The organism is Sphingobium sp. CCH11-B1, from assembly GCF_001556865.1.
Lineage (GTDB): Bacteria > Pseudomonadota > Alphaproteobacteria > Sphingomonadales > Sphingomonadaceae > Sphingobium.
In genome coordinates, this window is sequence record NZ_LSJY01000129.1 from 1 (window position 1) to 17,607 (window position 17,607).

At 65.5% G+C, this 17,607-nt stretch carries 17 protein-coding genes; 2 read left to right on the forward strand and 15 right to left on the reverse strand.

Going from position 1 to position 17,607, the window contains the following annotated elements; translation table 11 throughout:
- A partial coding sequence (locus tag AX724_RS13170; protein ID WP_066767281.1) for an alpha/beta hydrolase occupies nucleotides 1-612 on the forward strand: 612 nt, incomplete at its 5' end.
- Between the two features lie 47 nt (nucleotides 613-659).
- Here AX724_RS13170 and AX724_RS13175 read toward each other — a convergent pair.
- From AX724_RS13175 to AX724_RS13190, 4 genes are all read right to left on the reverse strand, one after another.
- Entirely contained in the window at nucleotides 660-2,042 is a 1,383-nt protein-coding gene (locus tag AX724_RS13175) for a sensor histidine kinase (RefSeq protein ID WP_066767237.1), read from the reverse strand.
- Nucleotides 2,039-3,127, reverse strand: a complete 1,089-nt coding sequence (locus AX724_RS13180) for a DUF2336 domain-containing protein (protein ID WP_066767239.1) — start codon at nucleotides 3,125-3,127, stop codon at nucleotides 2,039-2,041. Before AX724_RS13180 ends, AX724_RS13175 begins: the two co-directional genes overlap by 4 nt.
- Nucleotides 3,128-3,183: 56 nt before the next feature.
- Entirely contained in the window at nucleotides 3,184-4,350 is a 1,167-nt protein-coding gene (locus AX724_RS13185) for a hypothetical protein (protein ID WP_066767241.1), read from the reverse strand.
- A gap of 85 nt (nucleotides 4,351-4,435) precedes the next feature.
- Entirely contained in the window at nucleotides 4,436-4,738 is a 303-nt protein-coding gene (locus AX724_RS13190; RefSeq protein ID WP_066767243.1) for an Hpt domain-containing protein, read from the reverse strand.
- A gap of 79 nt (nucleotides 4,739-4,817) precedes the next feature.
- Between AX724_RS13190 and AX724_RS13195 the strand changes: the two genes are divergently transcribed.
- Nucleotides 4,818-7,493 (forward strand): hypothetical protein, encoded by a 2,676-nt coding sequence (locus AX724_RS13195; protein ID WP_066767245.1) that lies wholly within the window; start codon nucleotides 4,818-4,820, stop codon nucleotides 7,491-7,493.
- 68 nt (nucleotides 7,494-7,561) lie between these two features.
- On the opposite strand, the gene aac(6') is transcribed toward AX724_RS13195, so the two are convergent.
- The 11 genes from aac(6') to AX724_RS13245 all read right to left on the reverse strand — a co-directional run bounded on the left by aac(6') (nucleotide 7,562) and on the right by AX724_RS13245 (nucleotide 17,594).
- A complete protein-coding gene (aac(6'), locus tag AX724_RS13200; RefSeq protein ID WP_231736678.1) occupies nucleotides 7,562-7,855 on the reverse strand; it encodes an aminoglycoside 6'-N-acetyltransferase in 294 nt (97 codons plus the stop codon).
- Nucleotides 7,856-7,859: 4 nt separating this feature from the next.
- Nucleotides 7,860-8,027 (reverse strand): hypothetical protein, encoded by a 168-nt coding sequence (locus AX724_RS24525; protein ID WP_231736679.1) that lies wholly within the window; start codon nucleotides 8,025-8,027, stop codon nucleotides 7,860-7,862.
- Complete coding sequence (locus AX724_RS13205; RefSeq protein ID WP_066767247.1) at nucleotides 8,024-8,293, reverse strand: DUF1467 family protein; 270 nt, start codon at nucleotides 8,291-8,293, stop codon at nucleotides 8,024-8,026. The genes AX724_RS24525 and AX724_RS13205 overlap by 4 nt, the downstream gene beginning before the upstream one ends.
- A 10-nt stretch (nucleotides 8,294-8,303) precedes the next feature.
- Entirely contained in the window at nucleotides 8,304-9,941 is a 1,638-nt protein-coding gene (locus tag AX724_RS13210; protein WP_066767251.1) for a ribonuclease J, read from the reverse strand.
- Nucleotides 9,938-10,720 (reverse strand): type III pantothenate kinase, encoded by a 783-nt coding sequence (locus AX724_RS13215; protein ID WP_066767252.1) that lies wholly within the window; start codon nucleotides 10,718-10,720, stop codon nucleotides 9,938-9,940. The genes AX724_RS13210 and AX724_RS13215 overlap by 4 nt, the downstream gene beginning before the upstream one ends.
- Nucleotides 10,721-10,837: 117 nt before the next feature.
- Nucleotides 10,838-11,545, reverse strand: coding sequence for a biotin--[acetyl-CoA-carboxylase] ligase (locus tag AX724_RS13220; RefSeq protein ID WP_066767283.1), 708 nt, complete (start codon nucleotides 11,543-11,545; stop codon nucleotides 10,838-10,840).
- A 44-nt stretch (nucleotides 11,546-11,589) separates the two neighbouring features.
- Nucleotides 11,590-13,026, reverse strand: a complete 1,437-nt coding sequence (gene nuoN, locus AX724_RS13225; RefSeq protein ID WP_066767253.1) for an NADH-quinone oxidoreductase subunit NuoN — start codon at nucleotides 13,024-13,026, stop codon at nucleotides 11,590-11,592.
- Nucleotides 13,026-14,573: an NADH-quinone oxidoreductase subunit M gene (locus tag AX724_RS13230; RefSeq protein ID WP_066767254.1), complete on the reverse strand. Its 1,548-nt coding sequence runs from the start codon at nucleotides 14,571-14,573 to the stop codon at nucleotides 13,026-13,028. Before AX724_RS13230 ends, nuoN begins: the two co-directional genes overlap by 1 nt.
- A complete protein-coding gene (gene nuoL, locus AX724_RS13235) occupies nucleotides 14,573-16,672 on the reverse strand; it encodes an NADH-quinone oxidoreductase subunit L (protein WP_066767256.1) in 2,100 nt (699 codons plus the stop codon). Before nuoL ends, AX724_RS13230 begins: the two co-directional genes overlap by 1 nt.
- Before the next feature lie 8 nt (nucleotides 16,673-16,680).
- Nucleotides 16,681-16,986 (reverse strand): NADH-quinone oxidoreductase subunit NuoK, encoded by a 306-nt coding sequence (gene nuoK, locus AX724_RS13240; protein ID WP_066697213.1) that lies wholly within the window; start codon nucleotides 16,984-16,986, stop codon nucleotides 16,681-16,683.
- Nucleotides 16,983-17,594 (reverse strand): NADH-quinone oxidoreductase subunit J, encoded by a 612-nt coding sequence (locus AX724_RS13245; protein ID WP_066767257.1) that lies wholly within the window; start codon nucleotides 17,592-17,594, stop codon nucleotides 16,983-16,985. Before AX724_RS13245 ends, nuoK begins: the two co-directional genes overlap by 4 nt.
- Between the last annotated feature and the right edge of the window lie 13 nt (nucleotides 17,595-17,607).

The window sequence follows — 17,607 nt, forward strand, 5'->3', positions numbered from 1 at the left end:
CGTTTCAGCCCCCCGCCCCGCCCCCGTGCGCCTGTCGCCATGATCCTGCACCCGCACCCGCAGGGCGGCGGCACGATGAACGACCGCATCACCCAGGCGCTCTACAAGACCTTCGTGAAACGCGGCTTCGCCACATTGCGGTTCAATTTCCGGGGCGTGGGCCGCAGCCAGGGGACGTTCGACAACGGCATCGGGGAACTTTCCGATGCCGCCGCCGCGCTGGATTGGGTGCAGAGCTTCCATCCCGAAGCGCAGACCACATGGATCGCCGGCTTCTCCTTCGGGGCGTGGATCGGCATGCAGCTGCTGATGCGCCGCCCGGAAATCCGCGGCTTCATCTCGGTCGCGCCGCCCGCCAACATGTACGACTTCTCGTTCCTGGCCCCTTGCCCGTCGAGCGGCATCATCGTTCAGGGAACGGCCGACGAGGTCGTCACCGCGAGTGCGGTGCAGAAGCTGGTGGACAAGCTGCGCACGCAGAAAGGCATCACCATCCATCATGATGAAATCCGGGGCGCCAACCATTTCTTCGAGCATGAACTCGACCAGTTGATGAAGTCGGTCGACAACTATCTGGACATGCGCCTGTCGCCGGACTCGCCGATCCGCTGAACGGCAAGGATGATCAGGACGGGGGCTGCCGAAAGGCGGCCCCTTTTCTATTGGCTGGCGGCAGGCAAGGACAGAATGAAACGCGCGCCTTCGCCCGGCGCGCCGCCGATCAGGATGTCGCCGCCCATCGCCCGGGCAAGGCGACGCGAGATGTAGAGGCCAAGGCCGCTGCCGCCGGCATCGTCGCGGCCCAGCCGCTCGAATTTGTCGAAGATGCGTTCCCGGTCGGCCTGATCGATGCCCGTGCCCTGATCGACGATCGCGATCCGCGCCTGCCCGCTTTCCCACTCGGTGAAAATGCGGACCTGCGTCCCTTCGGGCGAATAGCGGACGGCGTTGCCCACCAGATTGACGAGGATTTGAAGCACGCGGCGGAACTCGCCCACGGCGAGCAAAGACGCGTCGAGAGGCGGCGCGACGATGACGATCTGGCGGTCGAGCGCCTTTACCGCCAACAGCCCCGCCGCGCGGCGGCCAAGATCGGCCAGGTCGATCTCCTCCGACGCCACGCTGAAGTCGGGGCGGTCGATCGCTTGCAGATCGGCAAGATCGTCCACCAGCGCCAGCAGGTGCCGCCCCGCCGCAGCGATGTCGCTGGCATAATCGGCATAGTCAGACCGCAACGGCCCTTCCAGCTGCGCACTGATCGTGTCGGCATTCGCGATGATGCGGCCCAATGGCTGGCGCAGCGAACGATCAAGCCGACGACCGAATTCCGCCGGATAGAGCGTGGGCGGCGCATCCTGCTCCAATGGCGCAGGAAAGGTTCGCTCCATGGGAACTGCGGTGCCGCGATAACCGGTGAGCTGGCCAGACAGATCGAACGTCGGGAAGGCAGAAAGGATGACAGTCTGCGCCGGATCGGCGGCGATCACTGCCCGCTGGTCGCGAAAAGGGCGGCGCTGCGCGATCCCGCGCAGCATCGCCATGTCGCCATCTTCATCCGGTTGAAGCTGGAAATAGCTGGAGAAGCGCGCACCAGGCCGGGGGGGATCGGAAGGCAGATGGTCGCCGTCCGCATGCCCCGCCAGCGCCATCACGAACCGAAGGTGGGTGTCGATCTGCCAGGTCCAGCCTTCCGCCATGGCGGCGATGTCCGCATCCCTACGGCCCATGTCGCCGGGCATCGCGGATGCCGGCCGTTCGCGCCAATCGATGATGGACAGGGTCACATGCGCGTCGTCCGGGCGCGCGCGTACCCACATGTCTATGTCGCCGCGCTCTGCGGCTGCGGTCGCGGGCCGCGATATCGTCACGCCCAGCCGGGCGGCAAGCCGCGCGATAGCTGCCAGTTGCGGCACCGCCAACGGATCGCCCAGCGCAGCCCCGGCTTCGCGCTGCAACGCCACGATCGGCGCGTCGGCGCTCAGCAACCGTCCTTCGGCAGACAGCGTGGCACGCAGCACCGTCGAGTGCGGGGGCATGTTCACGCGGGCGAAACTCCGCGCAGATGATCCAGCCGGGTGCGGAAGGCTACAGGCGTACGAAGCGCCGTGACGGCGGCATCAGCGTCGGACTGGCGCAATCCGGCATAGCGTTCCGCAGCCGCGACGATCGCTGCATCGGTAAGAGAAGGACGCACCGGCCGCAGCGTGAGAAGAAGGAGGCGGTAGTCGGCGTCGCTCCCGCCCAGGGCACGGCACAGCGCGGCGACCTGCCGAACGGGACCAAGCAGGAGGATGGCGATCAACTCCGTTGTCGGGAGCCTTAGCCGCCGCGCCGCCAGCGCGCAGAACAGCAGGAACCGCCGCTGATCCAGCGCGATGCCGATCAGGGATGGATCGTCGGTCGCCTCGCCCAATTGCCGGACCAGCCTGTCCGCCTGCGCGATGGGATTGGCGCCTTCATCATGATCGGCAAGCACTGCCCAGGACGACCGGTCGAACGCCGCGAAAACCGCGCCCTCATCGTCGGGCGTCGCCCGCTGCACGGCATTGGCCAAACAGGCGGCCACGGTCCAGAGAAGGTCCGCGAACAATTCGGCCGGCAGGTCGGGTCGGATCGGTTGATCCTCTCCCCCCGGCATCAGCCATCGTCCCTCGGCCAGCGCCAGCGCAGCCACGGCCGCACCCAGATCGGGGTCGGCCGCCGACGGCAGCCGCTCGTCCGACGCATCTCCCATCTGCTCAAGATCGCCCTGCCCATATTGGCGCAGCATCAGGGCAACTGCGGCGCGCATGCGCATGTGCGCCATCAGCGGCGGGCTGATCAGGGTTGGCTGCGCCCGCAGGACCGGCCATGCGATGGAGGCGGGCGCTGCGTCGAGGGCGGTCGCAACCGCTGGCGCGTGGGCCAGCGACAAGCGCAGGGCCATTTCCACCGCCGCGACGCAGCCGCCCAATTGCCTTCGGGTTTCTGTGAGCAGCGCGTCGTGCCGCGCATCATCCTCTTCCCCGAACATGTAGGCGAGGTCGATGGCATGGCCCACGGGCACGGCGGACGCGCCCGCAAGGACGCGCGCCATGGGCCAGCTGTCGGCCATGATCATGCCGGCCAGGGGGGAATGGGCGCTCATATCGTCGGACGATATCCGCACGTCCTTAACAGGCACTAAACCGTGCTGCAGAAATTTCAGGCAGAGCGTTTCAGCACGATCGCGCCGATCGACGCGATGGCCAGCAGCATCGCCGCCCTGATGCCCAGCGCGACAGCCCCGGCCGAGCCAAACAGGACCAGCAGCAGCAGCGCGCTCGCCGGCGTGAAGATCATCCACGGGCGGAGGCCGCCCGTCTTTCGCCACCGATCGGCCAGCATCACGATGGCGAGGATGAGCGCCAGATCGACGGACAGCGGCGTGCCGCCCGCGCGAACGATGCCGATCAGGCCCAGCGTCGGCGCGGCGAAGCCCGTCCAGCTCGAAGGCGGCACGCGCAGCGCCAGGCTGTCCAGCCGATCGCTGACCTCCGCCAGCAACAGAGCCACCAGCAGAAGGGCAAAGCCGGTCCCTGGCCATTGCAGTTCGATCGGCACCAGCGCGATGGCGGCCAGGGCGATGGCGGCAATCCGCACCTGAAGCGCCGGCACCTGCATCCGCATCAGCGCGGGGCTGGCCATGCGGGCAAGCGGCGCCAGCAGATAATGGTCGATCCCGCCCCGTATCTGCCGCGCCGGCGCGCCCGCCGCCATCACGGCGCTTGCCACGAGATCGGCCTGCTGCTGCGTCTCGACGATGGCGACGCGGCCTTCCAGCAGATCGTCCTGCGGCACGGTGATACGCCGCGCGCCCTTCTGGACGGCGGCACGGATCAGGGTGAGGGCAAGATCCCAGTCACCGATCATGTCGAGCGTGCCGAACAGCAGCGCCGGACTGATCCGCGCGATTCCAGCCCAGCGTTGCCCCGCATCGATCCGCTCGAACGGCGCGCTGGCGCGGCTGTCGTCGGTCACGAGCAACGTATCGCCATCCGCGGTGCCCAGCGCATCCACATGGGCCTGCGACACGACTGCGCCATCCGCGATCAGCAGCACGTCGCTGTCGCGCGGCGCATCCCGCACCATGGACACCATGTCGCGGATCAGTGCCACGGCGATGCCATCGGCGCTCAGCCGATCGACGGCCTGCGAAAGGGCCGGCGTGATGACGCTGACCAGGATCATGATGCGGTCGGCACCGGCCTGCGTCGCCTGTCGGGCCTGATATTCCACCAGCGTCTGCCCGGCGAAATGCAGGCCGGCGCGCAAGGCGCCCGGCGAATCGCCCGTCGCCCGGTTGGCGCTCAGAATGGCGGCGAAACTCATATCGTTACGCGTGTGGACCCAATCATTGTGTGTCCGCCCTTGTTGCAAGGCAGCCCGCGCAACGCAAGCGACGCTTTGCGAAGGATCACTCCTGCTCCAACGCCGCCAGCGCAGTGCGCAATTGTCGCAGGACGGCGGGATCGCCGGGTGCGGCCTGCGCCGCGTCTTCCGCCAGCGCCATCAGCGCCGTCAGTCCGAAGCTCGCCGCCAGCCCCTTGAGCCGCCATGCGGCCAGTTGCCAGTTGGCGTCGCAACGGGCGCGCCCCAGAAGGTCGATCTGCCGGGCGGCGCTATCCATGAAGGCCGTGCGAAGGTCGGCGATCAGCGCGCTGTCTTCGCCGACGGCGGCCGCCAATGCGGCATGAAGGGCGCCAGGATCATAGGACATGGCGGCAGACGCTATCGGGCGTACGTTAAGTTTTGGTAACAGGCATTTCCGACGGCGGAAAAGATGCTAGGATGCGGATATGACAGGGGGAAGCACCATAGTGGAATTCTGGCGCGACAATCAGGGCGCTGCCGGACGGGAAGCGCAAGCCGACGATACGCTGCTGTTGCAGCAGGTGGCTTCGGACATGGACGAGGACGCCGATGTCCTGCCGGGTGGCGCGGACCGGACCGCGCGCCGGTTGCGATGGGGCCTCGGCCTTCTGGCCGCCGGCTGGACGGGCTTTGCCATATGGGCGACGATCACCTCCGGGGGCCTGGCGGCAGGCCCTTCCGCCTGGGTTCAGGCAATCGTGACGATCACGGTTCCGTTGATCCTGATTGGCGTCGCCTATCTCCTGCTGATCCGCAGCAGCCGCACCGAATCGCGCCGCTATCTCGACACCGCCCGCGCATTGCGCATGGAGGCGGATGTGTTGGAACTGCGTCTGGCGCGCATCACATCCCAACTCGATGCGGCGCGCCAGACCATGCAGGACCAGGCTCAACTGCTCGACAGCTACGGCGCGGCGGCCAGCAGCAACATGGAAGCATCGGCCGAACTGATCGCGGCGCGATCGCACAGCACGGCGGAACGCGCCGAAGCGGCCGAACGCGCCGGCCTGGCGTTGGTCGAGCGGATGGACATGCTGATCGGCACGATGCCGGAACTGGAGGAGCGGGCCAGCCGCATGGCGGCGCAGATCATGGACAATGGCCATGCGCTCGCCGAGCGGATCGACATGCTCGAAGCCCGGCTGCACAATCTCAACGAAGTGTCCGACGAAGCCCGCGCCCGCACCCTGGCCGCCACCAAGAGCCTGTCGAGTCAGTTGACCCAGGTTCAGGAAGCGACCCATGCCGCGACGCGGGAGGTCACGGGGATGGCGGACATCGCCGTCGGACGCATCGAAGCGACAGCCCGCAGCGCGCAATCCGCCATCAGCGAAAGCCGGGCGGAGCTGGATGCCCAGTCGGACCGGCTCGGCACGCTGGTCGAAGCCGCGCAGAGGGGCGTGACGGTGACCAGCGAGCAGGTTCGCGCGCGCTTGACCGAAGACCTGGACGTGATCGATCGCGACCTCAATCGCCGCGTAGACACGGTGCTTGACCGGGTCCGCGGCATGTTCGCCGCGACCGACGACGGCATTGCCCGCCGGGCAGAGGCCTTGCAGACGCTGGTGGCGGGCGCGCAGTCCGGCATCGGATCGACGAGCGAGGAAGCGATGGCCGCGCTCAGCCGTGACATGGACGCGATCGACAGCGACCTGCGGCAGCGGCTGGATGCGGTGCTGGAACGCGCGCAGGATGCCCTTGCCGCCACCGACGCAGGGCTGACCGGTCAGGCCGCCGCGCTGGACGACCTGATCGCCCGGTCACGGTCCAGCCTCGATTCGATCGGCCGCGACACGGTCGTTGGCCTCAGCGATGCCGTCGCCGACGTCGAAGGCCGATTGCACCAGATCAACGACATGGTCGAAGGACAACGTAGTCTGATGGCCGGCATCCATGCCGGGCTGCAGGAGACGATCGCCTCGACCGAAGGACGCTTCGCGGCTCTTGAAGACGGCGCCTTGGCGCGCGGCGAGCGGCTGACCGCTGCACTCATGCGCCTGACCGAGGAAACGCAGCGTATAGACGACGCGCTGGCGGCGGGAGGCATGACCGCCGAAAGGCTGATCAGCAGCGCCGAAACCTTGTTGGTCGCCCTCGATTCCGGCGTGCGCGAGCTGGACGAAACCTATCCCGCCGCGCTGGGGCGGTTCGACAGCCGGGTCGAGGCGAGCCGTGCGCTTCTGGGCAGCGCCACGCCGGAGATGGAACGGCTGGAAGCGATTTCCGAGGCGCTGGTTGGGCGCGCGGAAGAAGCCGAATCACTGCTCCGCGGACAGGGCAGCCGCCTCACCGAATGGCTGGAAAGCACGCAGGGCGGGCTTCAGGCCAACCGCGAACTGGTCGATCGTCTGCGCACCGCCCTGGATGCCGCGGACCAGGATGCGCGCCGCATCACCGACGGCGCCGGGCCGCTGCTGGTAACGGCGCTGTTGCGGGTAAAGGATACCGCCGATCAGGCGGCGGAGCGCGCGCGCCAGGCACTGGCACGGGCCATCCCCGACGCGGCCCAGCAATTGGCGGAGGCAAGCGACGACGCGCTGCAAAGCGTGATCGGGGAAAAGGTGACGGCGCAGATTGAACAGGTGGCGCGCGTCGCGGACGACGCGGTCAAGGCGGCGCATCAGGCATCCGAACGGCTGACCCGTCAGTTGCTGACCATCGCGGACACCAGCGCCGCGCTGGAGCAACGCATCGCCGAGGCGGGCCAGGCGGCGGAGGATCGCGATCGCGATCACTTCTCCCGCCGGTCGGCGCTGTTGATCGAATCGCTCAACAGCACGGCGATCGATGTAGCCAAGATCCTGTCCAACGATGTGACCGATTCGGCCTGGTCAGCCTATCTGAAGGGGGACCGGGGCGTGTTCACGCGTCGCGCGGTCAAACTGCTGGATGCAGGCGAATCGCGGGAGATCGCGCTTCACTACGATAATGACGCCGAGTTCCGCGACCATGTGAACCGCTACATCCACGATTTCGAATCCATGCTTCGGATCATTCTGTCGGCGCGGGACGGCAACGCGCTGGGCGTCGCCATCCTCTCGTCTGACATGGGCAAGCTCTATGTCGCCCTGGCGCAGGCGATCGAGCGGCTGCGGCAGTGAAAGCGCCAATGCCGTAACCGCGCTATATATTATACCGGCTGAGTTTCCCGGCGCCGTCCGGGGAGCAGCTACCCTGGAATCCTCCGGCGAAAATAAACGACCCGCTCGGTCTCGGCAAACCCGACCGAGCGGTGGAATGCGTGGCTGGCCTGGTTGGCGATGTCGGCGTCGGAGGCGAGTTCGGTGCATCCCCGTTCCTGCCCCCACCGAATGACGGCATCGACGAGCGCCTGCGCGCATCCTGAGCGGCGTGCGACAGGATCGACGAAAATCCCTTCGAGAAAAGCGACGGGACTGGTGTCGCATCCGTTGACATAATCGCGCCGGATGGCAGCTTCGGCCAGCCCCACCGCTACGCCCATGGCGTCAAGCGCCAGGAAAGCGGCGGCGTGGACTGGCCGCGCGCAGCAGGTCCAGCGCCTCCTCCCGATGTTCGGCCAGAGGCTGTTCAGGCCAGAGCCCCTGCCGCAGCAAGGCCCAGCGTTCCACACAGGACGCATCCGCCTGGACGATCTGAAACGATGGCCGGCTCACGATGCCGCGTGATAGCCCGGCAGCATGTCGATCGTCAGCCAGCCCTCGACATAATTGGCATAATAAAGGCCCAGCAGGATAGCCGACAAAATGGTCGCGCGCAGCGCCACCCTACCCGGACGGAAATTGCTCGGCGCGCTGTCCGCCTGCCCCTTCAGCAGTACCTCACCCGTTTCGTCGGGGGTGCGGATGCCGAAGGGCAGCATAATGAAGGCGCTGATGACCCACATCAGGAAGTAGATGGCGAAGGCGGCGTACCAGTTCATGCCAGCCAGATTAGGCGCGGATGAGCAGCACGTCCACCACAGGCTTCTTGCCGGTCCATCGGGTCGCGGTTCGGCGCACGGCCAGGCGAATTCGTTCCCGCAGCGCCTCTTCCTCCTGCGATCCCTTCGACAGGACGGAGGTGGCTTCGTCCGCTGCTTCCGCGAGGAAGGCAAGCTTGTCCTCCTCCACCGGCACGCCCTGCGTACGCAGGACGGGATCGCCGATCAGCTTCCCCTTGCGATCCAGCGCCACAGCGACGCTGATCTGCCCATGCAGCGCGACCTTGCGCCGTTCGTTCATCGTGGACCCATCGGCGGGCAGGATAACGTCGCCGTCCAGCACCAGGCGGCCCGTTTCCTGTTGGCCGATGATCTGCGGCGCGCCGGGCGCGAGCCGGAGCAGATCGCCGTTCGACTGCACGACCGCATAGGCGATGCCGCTGGCGATGCCAAGCCGGGCCTGCTCCGCCATATGGCGACGCTCGCCATGGACGGGGAGCAGGATCGCGGGCCGTATCCAGCGATACATGGCTTCCAGTTCGGGCCGGCCCGGATGCCCGGACACATGAACCTCTGCCTGCCGGTCGGTGACCATCAGGATGTTCTTTTCGGCCAGGGCGTTCTGGATGCGGCCGATCGCGATCTCGTTGCCCGGAATCTGCTTGGAGGAAAAGACGACCATGTCGCCTTCGCTGAGCTTGATCGGATGACTGTCGAAAGCAACGCGAGCGAGCGCCGCGCGCGCTTCGCCCTGACCGCCGGTGGCGATGATCATCACCTCGTTCCGGGGCAACGCCATGGCGTCATCCCAGTCGACGAGCGGCGGGAAATCCTTCAAATACCCCGCGGCCTTCGCCGTTCCGATGATCCGGTCCAGCGAACGGCCGGCGACGCAGAGCTTGCGGCCGGTCGCCGCGGCGACCTCACCCAGCGTCTGCACACGCGCTGCGTTGGACGCAAAGGTGGTGACGAGCACCCGGCCCTTCGCGCCGGCGATGGTCTGCATCAACCCTTCCCGCACGTCGCTTTCGGACCCGCTGGCCTCGGGATTGAAGACGTTGGTGCTGTCGCACACCAGCGCCAGCACGCCTTCGTCGCCGATCGCGGCGAGTTCCTGCGGGGTCGAAGGCTGGCCAAGCAGCGGCTGTTCGTCCAGCTTCCAGTCACCGGTATGGAAGACGCGGCCATAGGGCGTTTCGATCAGCACGGCATTGCCCTCGGGTATCGAGTGGGCCAGCGGCACATAGCGGAAGCCGAAGGGACCAAGCGCGAAGCTGCCCTCATTATCGATGACGTGCAGTTCGACCTCGTTGGTCAGCCCCTCTTCCTCCAATTTGAGCCGGATGAGCCCGGCCGTGAAGGGCGTGGCATAGAGCGGCACGCCAAGATCGGCCGCAAGATAGGGGATCGCACCGATATGGTCCTCATGCCCGTGCGTCAGCACGATGCCGAGCAGGTCGTCGCGTCGATCCTCGATAAAGGAAAGGTCGGGCAGCACCAGCTCCACGCCGGGATAGGCAGGATCGGCGAAGGTCAGGCCCAGGTCGACCATGACCCATTTGCCCTGACAGCCATAGAGATTCACGTTCATGCCAATCTCTCCCGACCCGCCAAGGGCCAGGAAGAGCAGCTCGTTTCCGGGTGTCATTCTGTTTTCAAACTCCGTTCGTGCAGCAGCGCCAGTCCCTGAATGGTGAGGTCTGGCGCGATCGCATCGAAGATATCGCTGTTGTCGTTGAAGAGGACCGCAAGGCCCCCGGTTGAAACCACCCGTGCCGGGCGGCCGATTTCGGCGCGCATTCGCGCCACCAATCCTTCCATCATGGCCACATAGCCCCAGAAAACGCCGATATGCATCTGCGATTCCGTGTTGCGACCGATCACCGATTTGCTTTCCGGCGGGGCGATCGCGATCTTCGGCAGCTTCGCGGCCGCAGCGACCAGCGCGTCGAGCGACAGGTTGATGCCCGGCGCTATGATCCCGCCCTTGTACGCGCCCGTGTAATCGACCACGTCGAATGTCGTCGCCGTGCCGAAATCGATCACGATCAGGTCGCCCTGGTAAAGATGGTGGGCAGCTATGACGTTTACAACCCGGTCCGCGCCCACGGAGGCGGGTTCCGCCACATCCAGTTCGATGCCCCATTCCACCGGTGCCTGCCCGGCGACCAGCGCCTTCGTACGGAAATATTTGTCGGCCAGCACCTGAAGATTATGAAGCGCGCGCGGCACGACGGTAGCGATGATGACTGCTGTCACATCGCCGATGGCATAGCCCTCCAGCATCAGCAGCTGGTTCAGCCAGACCGCATATTCGTCCGCGGTGCGGCGCGGATCGGTGGCAATCCGCCAGCGCGCGCGGATGTTCTGCCCGTCGAGCAGCGCAAACACCACATTGGTGTTGCCAGCGTCAATCGCGAGAAGCATGGCTGCGTTTCCTTCGCTACACATCCGTTCGCTTCGAGCGAAGTCGAGAAGCGGCCAGCACGGCGCCGATGTTGTTCGACCTCACTCCAAACGAACGGCGAAATTCCATCCCGCCCATCATGGCAGATGGACGTCGCCGGCGTGAATGGCACGGCTCTCCCCATTCGCCAAGCGAAGGATCAGCATGCCTTGCCGATCAAGCGTATCGAACGCGCCCTCCACAACCTCGCCATCGGGCAGGGCAACACGCATCGGCGTGCCCGGAGGATGGGCATTGAGCAGCCAATGGGTCCGCACCGGGTCGAGCCCCTGCGCCCGCCAGATGCCGAGCCAATGGGCGAAGAGGGCCGACAGGCGCTCGAGCAAGGCCCCCGCCTCCAGGTCGCCTGCACCCTGTGCCGCCAGGCTGGTGACCGGACGGTCGAGGCCGGTCGGATGGCCGGTCACATTGATGCCAATGCCGATCACGATCGCGTCGCCCACGCGCTCCAGCAAGATGCCGGCGATCTTCGCTCCGTCGACCAATATGTCGTTGGGCCACTTGATCTTGGCGTTTCCCGGCCCGCCGCCCGCTTGTCCCCCTACAGACGCGGAAGGACCGCCCGTGCCGCATAAGGGCGCAACCAGCGCATGGACAGCATTCGCTGCGACCAGCGCCAGCGTATGGGGTACGGGATCATGCGGTCCCACCCGCACCAGCGTGGAGCAATAAAGATTGCCATCGGGGCTTTCCCATGACCGCCCCATGCGCCCCCTGCCCCCGGTCTGGCGGCCGGCGCGCAGCCACATACCCTCGGCCGCGCCCTGCTCCGCCAGCGCCAGCATGTCGGCGTTGGTGGAACCGGTTTCCTCGACGTACTGGATCAAGCTCAGAACAGCGCCGCCGCCGCCGCCGCGCTCGCCGCATCCAGCACAGGGTTCAGCAGATAGCCGAACACGATCACCACGGCGCAGGTCGTCAGGATGATATTCTCGACCGCCCCGCCCTTCGCTTCATAGGCGGCGGCCGGTTCGTCGAAATAGATCGTCTTGATGATCTTGAGATAATAGAAAGCGCCGATCACCGAGGCTGCGATACCAAAGGCGGCGAGCGCGGTGAGGTTTGCGGCCACCGCAGCGTCGAACACCAGGAACTTCGCCCAGAAGCCGAAGAGCGGCGGGATGCCGGCCATGGAGAACATGAAGATGGCGAAGGCGGCGGCCAGGCCCTTGCGCGACTGCGACAGGCCGGACAGGCTGGCGATGCTTTCGACCGGGCGCCCTTCGGCATCGCGCATCTGAAGGATGCAGGCAAAGCCGCCGATGGTCATGACGACATAGATCGCCATATAGCTCATCGTCGCCGCGACGCCGGCGGGCGTGCCGCAGGCGAGGCCGATCAGCGCGAAGCCGACATTGTTGATCGACGAATAGGCCATCAGACGCTTGATGTTCGTCTGGCCGATGGCGGCCACCGCGCCCAGGATGATGGAGGCCAGCGCCACGAAGATCACGATCTGCTGCCAGTCGAGTCCGGCCGGTCCCAGCGCCTCGATCGCGACGCGGACGGCAAGGCCCATGGCGGCAACCTTGGGCGCGCTGCCGAAGAAGGTGGTGACGGGCGTCGGCGCGCCTTCATAAACGTCGGGCGTCCACATGTGGAACGGCACGGCGCTCATCTTGAAGGCGAGGCCGGCGAGCAGGAACACCATGCCGAACAGTTCGCCGTTCGACACGCCATCGCCCATCGCGACCGCGATGCCATCGAACGCCGTGGTGCCGGTGAAGCCATAGAGCAGCGCCGACCCATAGAGCAGGATGCCGCTCGCCAGCGAACCCAGCACGAAATATTTGAGGCCCGCTTCGGACGAGCGCCCGTCCTGCCGCATGAAGCTCGCCAGCACATAGGCGGCAAGGCTCTGCATTTCGAGGCCGACGTAGAGGGTCAGCAGATCGCCCGCCGACACCATCATGCCCATGCCGATGCTGCTGAACAGGATCAGTACCGGATATTCGGGCCGTTCCTTGCCATCGCTCTGGAAGAAACGCGGCGCGAGCAGGATCGCCGCAGCGGCCGCACCGTAGATCAGCGCCTTGGCGAAGGCCGAGAAGGCGTCGGCCCGGACGAGGCCGTCAAAGGCATCGGGGCCGTTCGCCACCGATGTCGAGATGGAAACGCCGGCAACAGCCAGCGTCACGACTGACAGCCAGTTGACGACGCGCGCGCTGCCGTCGCCGCCAAAGGCCGCGACCAGCATCAGCACCAGGCCCCCTGCCGTCAGGATGAGTTCCGGCAGGACCGCCAGAAGGGAAGCGGAATCGACCATCAGTGCGCCTCCCCGTGCGCGGATACTTCTTCATGATGGGTCTCGCCGGCCGGCTTGGCCGCCCCCATCTTGATGTGAGAATCGCCTGCGGGCGCCGCAGGAGCGAGCCGCGCTTCGAGCGCGCGGATGTCGGCGCGCATCGGCGCCAGGAAGCTCTCCGGATAGACGCCCATCCACAGCACCGCCGCCGCGATCGGCACGAGCAGCGCCAGTTCGCGGGCCGACAGGTCGGGCATGGCCGCCGCATCCGCATTCACCTGCTCGCCATAGGCGATGCGGCGATAGAGGTAGAGCATATAGGCCGCGCCCAGGATGATGCCCGTGGTGCAGACCAAGGCCACCCAGCTCGACGCCTGGTAGATGCCCATCAGCGACAGGAATTCGCCTACGAAGTTGGATGTGCCCGGAAGTCCCACCGACGCCATGGTGAACAGCAGGAACAGCACCGCATATTTGGGCATGTTGATGCTGAGGCCGCCATAACGGCTGATCTCACGCGTGTGCAGGCGATCGTAGATGACACCCACGCACAGGAAGAGCGCGCCAGACACCAGGCCGTGGCCCAGCATCACCATCATCGCGCCCTCGATCCCCGCCTGGTTGAAGGCGAACAGGCCCACGGTCACGATCGCCATATGCGCCACCGACGAGTAGGCGATCAGCTTCTTCATGTCGCTCTGCACCAGCGCGACGAGGCTGGTATAGACCACCGCCACCATCGACAGCCCCCAGACCAGCCATGCCAGCTGGGCGGACGCTTCGGGGAACATCGGCAGCGAAAAGCGGATGAAGCCATAGCCGCCCATCTTGAGCAACACGCCCGCCAGGATGACCGAACCCGCGGTCGGCGCCTGGACGTGCGCGTCGGGCAGCCACGTGTGGACCGGCCACATCGGCATCTTGACCGCGAAGCTCGCGAAGAAAGCGAGGAACAGCCAGGTCTGGACATGCGGATCGAAATTATAGGCCATCAGGGCCGGGATTTCGGTCGTGCCCGCCTCATGCACCATCCACATCATCGCGATCAGCATCAGCACGGAGCCGAGCAGCGTGTAGAGGAAGAATTTGTAGCTGGCGTAGATGCGGTCCGCACCGCCCCAGATGCCGATGATGAGATACATCGGGATGAGGCCGGCTTCGAACATCACATAGAAGAGGTAGAGGTCCTGCGCCGCGAAGACGCCGATCATCAGCACCTCCATAAACAGGAATGCCGCCATATATTCGCCGACGCGCTTCTGAATGGCTTCCCAGCTCGCGCCGATGCAGATCGGCATCAGGAACACAGTGAGCGCGATCAGCATCAGCGCGATGCCATCGATCCCAAGCGCCCAGGCAAAGCGGCCGAAGATCGGATAATATTCCTGATACTGCCACTGGAGTCCGCCCTGGTCGAAATTCGCCCAGAGAAGGATGCCCAGCACCAGATCGACCAGCGTGGCGATCAGCGCGATCCAGCGCGCGGCATTGGCGCCCGCGAAGAGACAGGCGATGGCCCCCGCCATCGGCACTGCCATCATCAGGGAAAGGATGGGGAAGCCGTCCATTATCGTGTCATCGCCCAGGTTGCGGCCGCGGCGAGGCCAATCAGCATCACCAGCGCGTAGGTGTAGAGGTAGCCGGACTGGATCCGACGGGTGATCTTGTTGCCCTGCACGACCAGCGCGGCGAGCCCGTTGGGGCCGAAGCGGTCGATGAAGCCGATGTCACCGAACTTCCAGAAGAAGCGGCCGATGGCGAAGGCGGGCTTCACGAACAGGACGTTGTAGAGCTCGTCGAAATACCATTTGTTGAGCAGGAACTGGTAGAGCGCGCCGAACTGCGAAACGAAGCGCTGCGGCCAGTCCGTGTTCTTGATGTAGGCCAGCCACGCGATCGCCAGGCCTATGAGCATCACCGTGAACGGCCCGAACTTGACCCAGGTCGGCACCTCGTGCGCCGCGTGCATCAGGTGGCTGTCGAATGCGAGTGCCCCCTTCCAGAACTCGACGCCGCCTTCCGGCCCGATGAACTGATCGTGGAACAGGAAGCCGGCGAACACCGCGCCCAGGCTGAGCACCACGAGCGGCACCAGCATGACCCATGGGCTTTCGTGCGGATGATATCCGCCGGTGCCGGTGGGCAGCGCGTGCGCATCCGCCTCGGCCCCGTGCGGATCATGGCCCGCATCTTCCTGCGCCGGGGCATTGTCATGCTCCGATCCGTGGCCGTGCGTCGCGTGATCGTCATGCCCGTGGCCGTGCGCGTCGTGAAGCGAATGCTGGATATGCTCCGACGCGGCCCAGCGCGGCTTGCCGAAGAAGGTGAGGAACACCAGCCGCCAGCTGTAGAAGCTGGTAAGCAGAGCCGCGAAGACGCCGACATAATAGGCGCCCACGCCCGAACCGCCCGACGCGAAGGCCGCTTCCAGAATGCCGTCCTTCGAATAGAAGCCGGCAAAGCCATAGCCGATGAGCGGCAGGCCGACGCCGGTGATGGCGAGCGTACCCAGCGTCATCGTCCAGAAGGTGATCGGGATCTCTTTCCTGAGGCCGCCATAATAGCGCATGTCCTGCTCATGGTGCATCGCGTGGATGACCGAACCCGCGCCCAGGAACAGCAAAGCCTTGAAGAAGGCGTGGGTGAAAAGGTGGAACATCGCCGCGCCATAGGCGCCGACACCCGCCGCGAAGAACATGTAGCCGAGCTGCGAACAGGTCGAATAGGCGATGACGCGCTTGATGTCGTTCTGCACCGTGCCCACCGTCGCCGCGAACAGGCAGGTGGCTGCGCCGATGAAGGTCACGAAGCCAAGCGCCGTCGGCGACGTTTCGAACATGGGCGACAGGCGGCACACCATGAACACGCCCGCCGTCACCATGGTCGCCGCGTGGATCAGCGCAGACACGGGCGTCGGGCCTTCCATCGCGTCGGGAAGCCAGGTGTGCAGGCCAAGCTGCGCCGATTTGCCCATCGCGCCGATGAACAGCAGCAGGCAGAGCACGGTCATCGTGTCGAAACGATGGCCAAGGAAACCGATGGTCGACCCCGCCATGGAAGGCGCGGCGGCCAGGATGTCGGGGATCGAGATGGTGTTGAACACCAGATAGGTGCCGAAAATGCCCATCATGAAACCGAGGTCGCCGACGCGGTTGACCACGAACGCCTTGATCGCGGCGGCATTGGCGCTGGGCTTGCGGAACCAGAAGCCGATCAGAAGATAGGAAGCAAGGCCCACCCCTTCCCAGCCGAAGAACATCTGCAGCAGGTTGTTCGCCGTTACCAGCATCAGCATCGCGAAGGTGAAGAGCGAGAGATAGGCAAAGAAGCGCGGCTGATCCGGCTCCTCTTCCATATAGCCCCAGCTGTACAGATGGACGAGGCTGGAAACGCTGGTGATGACCACCAGCATGACCGCCGTCATCGTGTCGACGCGCAGCGCCCATTGGGCATTGAAGCTGCCGCTTTCGATCCAGGTGAACAGCGGCTGGACATAGGCTTCGCTATGGCCGGTGAGGAAACCGATGAAGATCGGCCAGCTCATGGCGCAGCTCGCGAAGAGCGCGCCGGTGGTGACGATCTTCGCCGGCAGCTTGCCAAGGGCCTTGTTGCCAAGCCCGGCAATGGCCGCGGCCAGCAGCGGAAGAAGGACGATAAGCTGGATCATGAAACGGCTCAGCCCTTCATCTGATTGATGTCGTCGACGGCGATGGTGCCGCGACCGCGGAAGTAGATGACGAGGATGGCAAGGCCGATGGCCGCCTCACCCGCCGCGACGGTCAGCACGAACATGCTGAACACCTGTCCCACCAGGTCGCCCAGGAACGCGCTGAAGGCCACGAGGTTGATGTTCACGCTCAGCAGGATCAGTTCGATCGCCATCAGGATGATGATGACATTCTTGCGGTTGATGAAGATGCCCAGCACCCCCATCACGAAGAGGATCGCGCTGACCACCATATAATGCTGAAGGCCGATCACAGCTCTACCCCCTGCCCCACGGGCTGATTGACGTTGCGCACGGCGTCCTGCGGGCGGCGGCGGTTCTGTTTCGCGATATTCTGGCCCCGCACCCCGCCGCGTGCGCGATGGGTCAGCACGATCGCACCGATCATCGCGACGAGCAGAACGATGCCGGCCGCCTCGAACAGGAAGATGTAGCGGGTGTAGAGCAGCCCGCCGATCGCCTGGATGTTGCTGAGTTCCGGGTTGGCCGGAGCGGCACGCTGCGCCAGCTCGATGGGACCGGCGCTCCACAGGCCAATGCCCAGCACGATCTCCGCCAGCAACACCAGCGCGATCAGCAGGCCGAAGGGCAGATAGTCGACGAAGCCGGCGCGCAGTTCGGCGAAATCGATGTCGAGCATCATGACGACGAACAGGAACAGCACCGCGACCGCGCCGACATAGACGATGACCAGAAGCATCGCGATGAACTCGGCGCCCAGCAGCACCATCAGGCCCGCCGCGTTGAAGAAGGCCAGGATCAGCCAGAGCACCGAATGGACCGGATTGCGCGACAGGATCGTCAGCGCGCCGCTGCACACCACCAAGGTGGCGAACAGATAGAAGGCAAGCACGTGAATCACAGGATCATATTCC

Coding starts and splice junctions, on each gene's coding strand:
- nuoL (WP_066767256.1), bottom strand. CDS start 16,672: ATGATCCAGCTTATCGTCCTTCTTCCGCTGCTGGCCGCGGCCATTGCC.
- AX724_RS13215 (WP_066767252.1), bottom strand. CDS start 10,720: ATGCTTCTCGCGATTGACGCTGGCAACACCAATGTGGTGTTTGCGCTG.
- AX724_RS13190 (WP_066767243.1), bottom strand. CDS start 4,738: ATGTCCTATGATCCTGGCGCCCTTCATGCCGCATTGGCGGCCGCCGTC.
- AX724_RS13205 (WP_066767247.1), bottom strand. CDS start 8,293: ATGAACTGGTACGCCGCCTTCGCCATCTACTTCCTGATGTGGGTCATC.
- AX724_RS13230 (WP_066767254.1), bottom strand. CDS start 14,573: ATGGACGGCTTCCCCATCCTTTCCCTGATGATGGCAGTGCCGATGGCG.
- nuoN (WP_066767253.1), bottom strand. CDS start 13,026: ATGGTCGATTCCGCTTCCCTTCTGGCGGTCCTGCCGGAACTCATCCTG.
- AX724_RS13180 (WP_066767239.1), bottom strand. CDS start 3,127: ATGAGCGCCCATTCCCCCCTGGCCGGCATGATCATGGCCGACAGCTGG.
- AX724_RS13220 (WP_066767283.1), bottom strand. CDS start 11,545: ATGCTGGCGCTGGCGGAGCAGGGCGCGGCCGAGGGTATGTGGCTGCGC.
- AX724_RS13195 (WP_066767245.1), top strand. CDS start 4,818: ATGACAGGGGGAAGCACCATAGTGGAATTCTGGCGCGACAATCAGGGC.
- AX724_RS13210 (WP_066767251.1), bottom strand. CDS start 9,941: ATGACACCCGGAAACGAGCTGCTCTTCCTGGCCCTTGGCGGGTCGGGA.
- AX724_RS13185 (WP_066767241.1), bottom strand. CDS start 4,350: ATGAGTTTCGCCGCCATTCTGAGCGCCAACCGGGCGACGGGCGATTCG.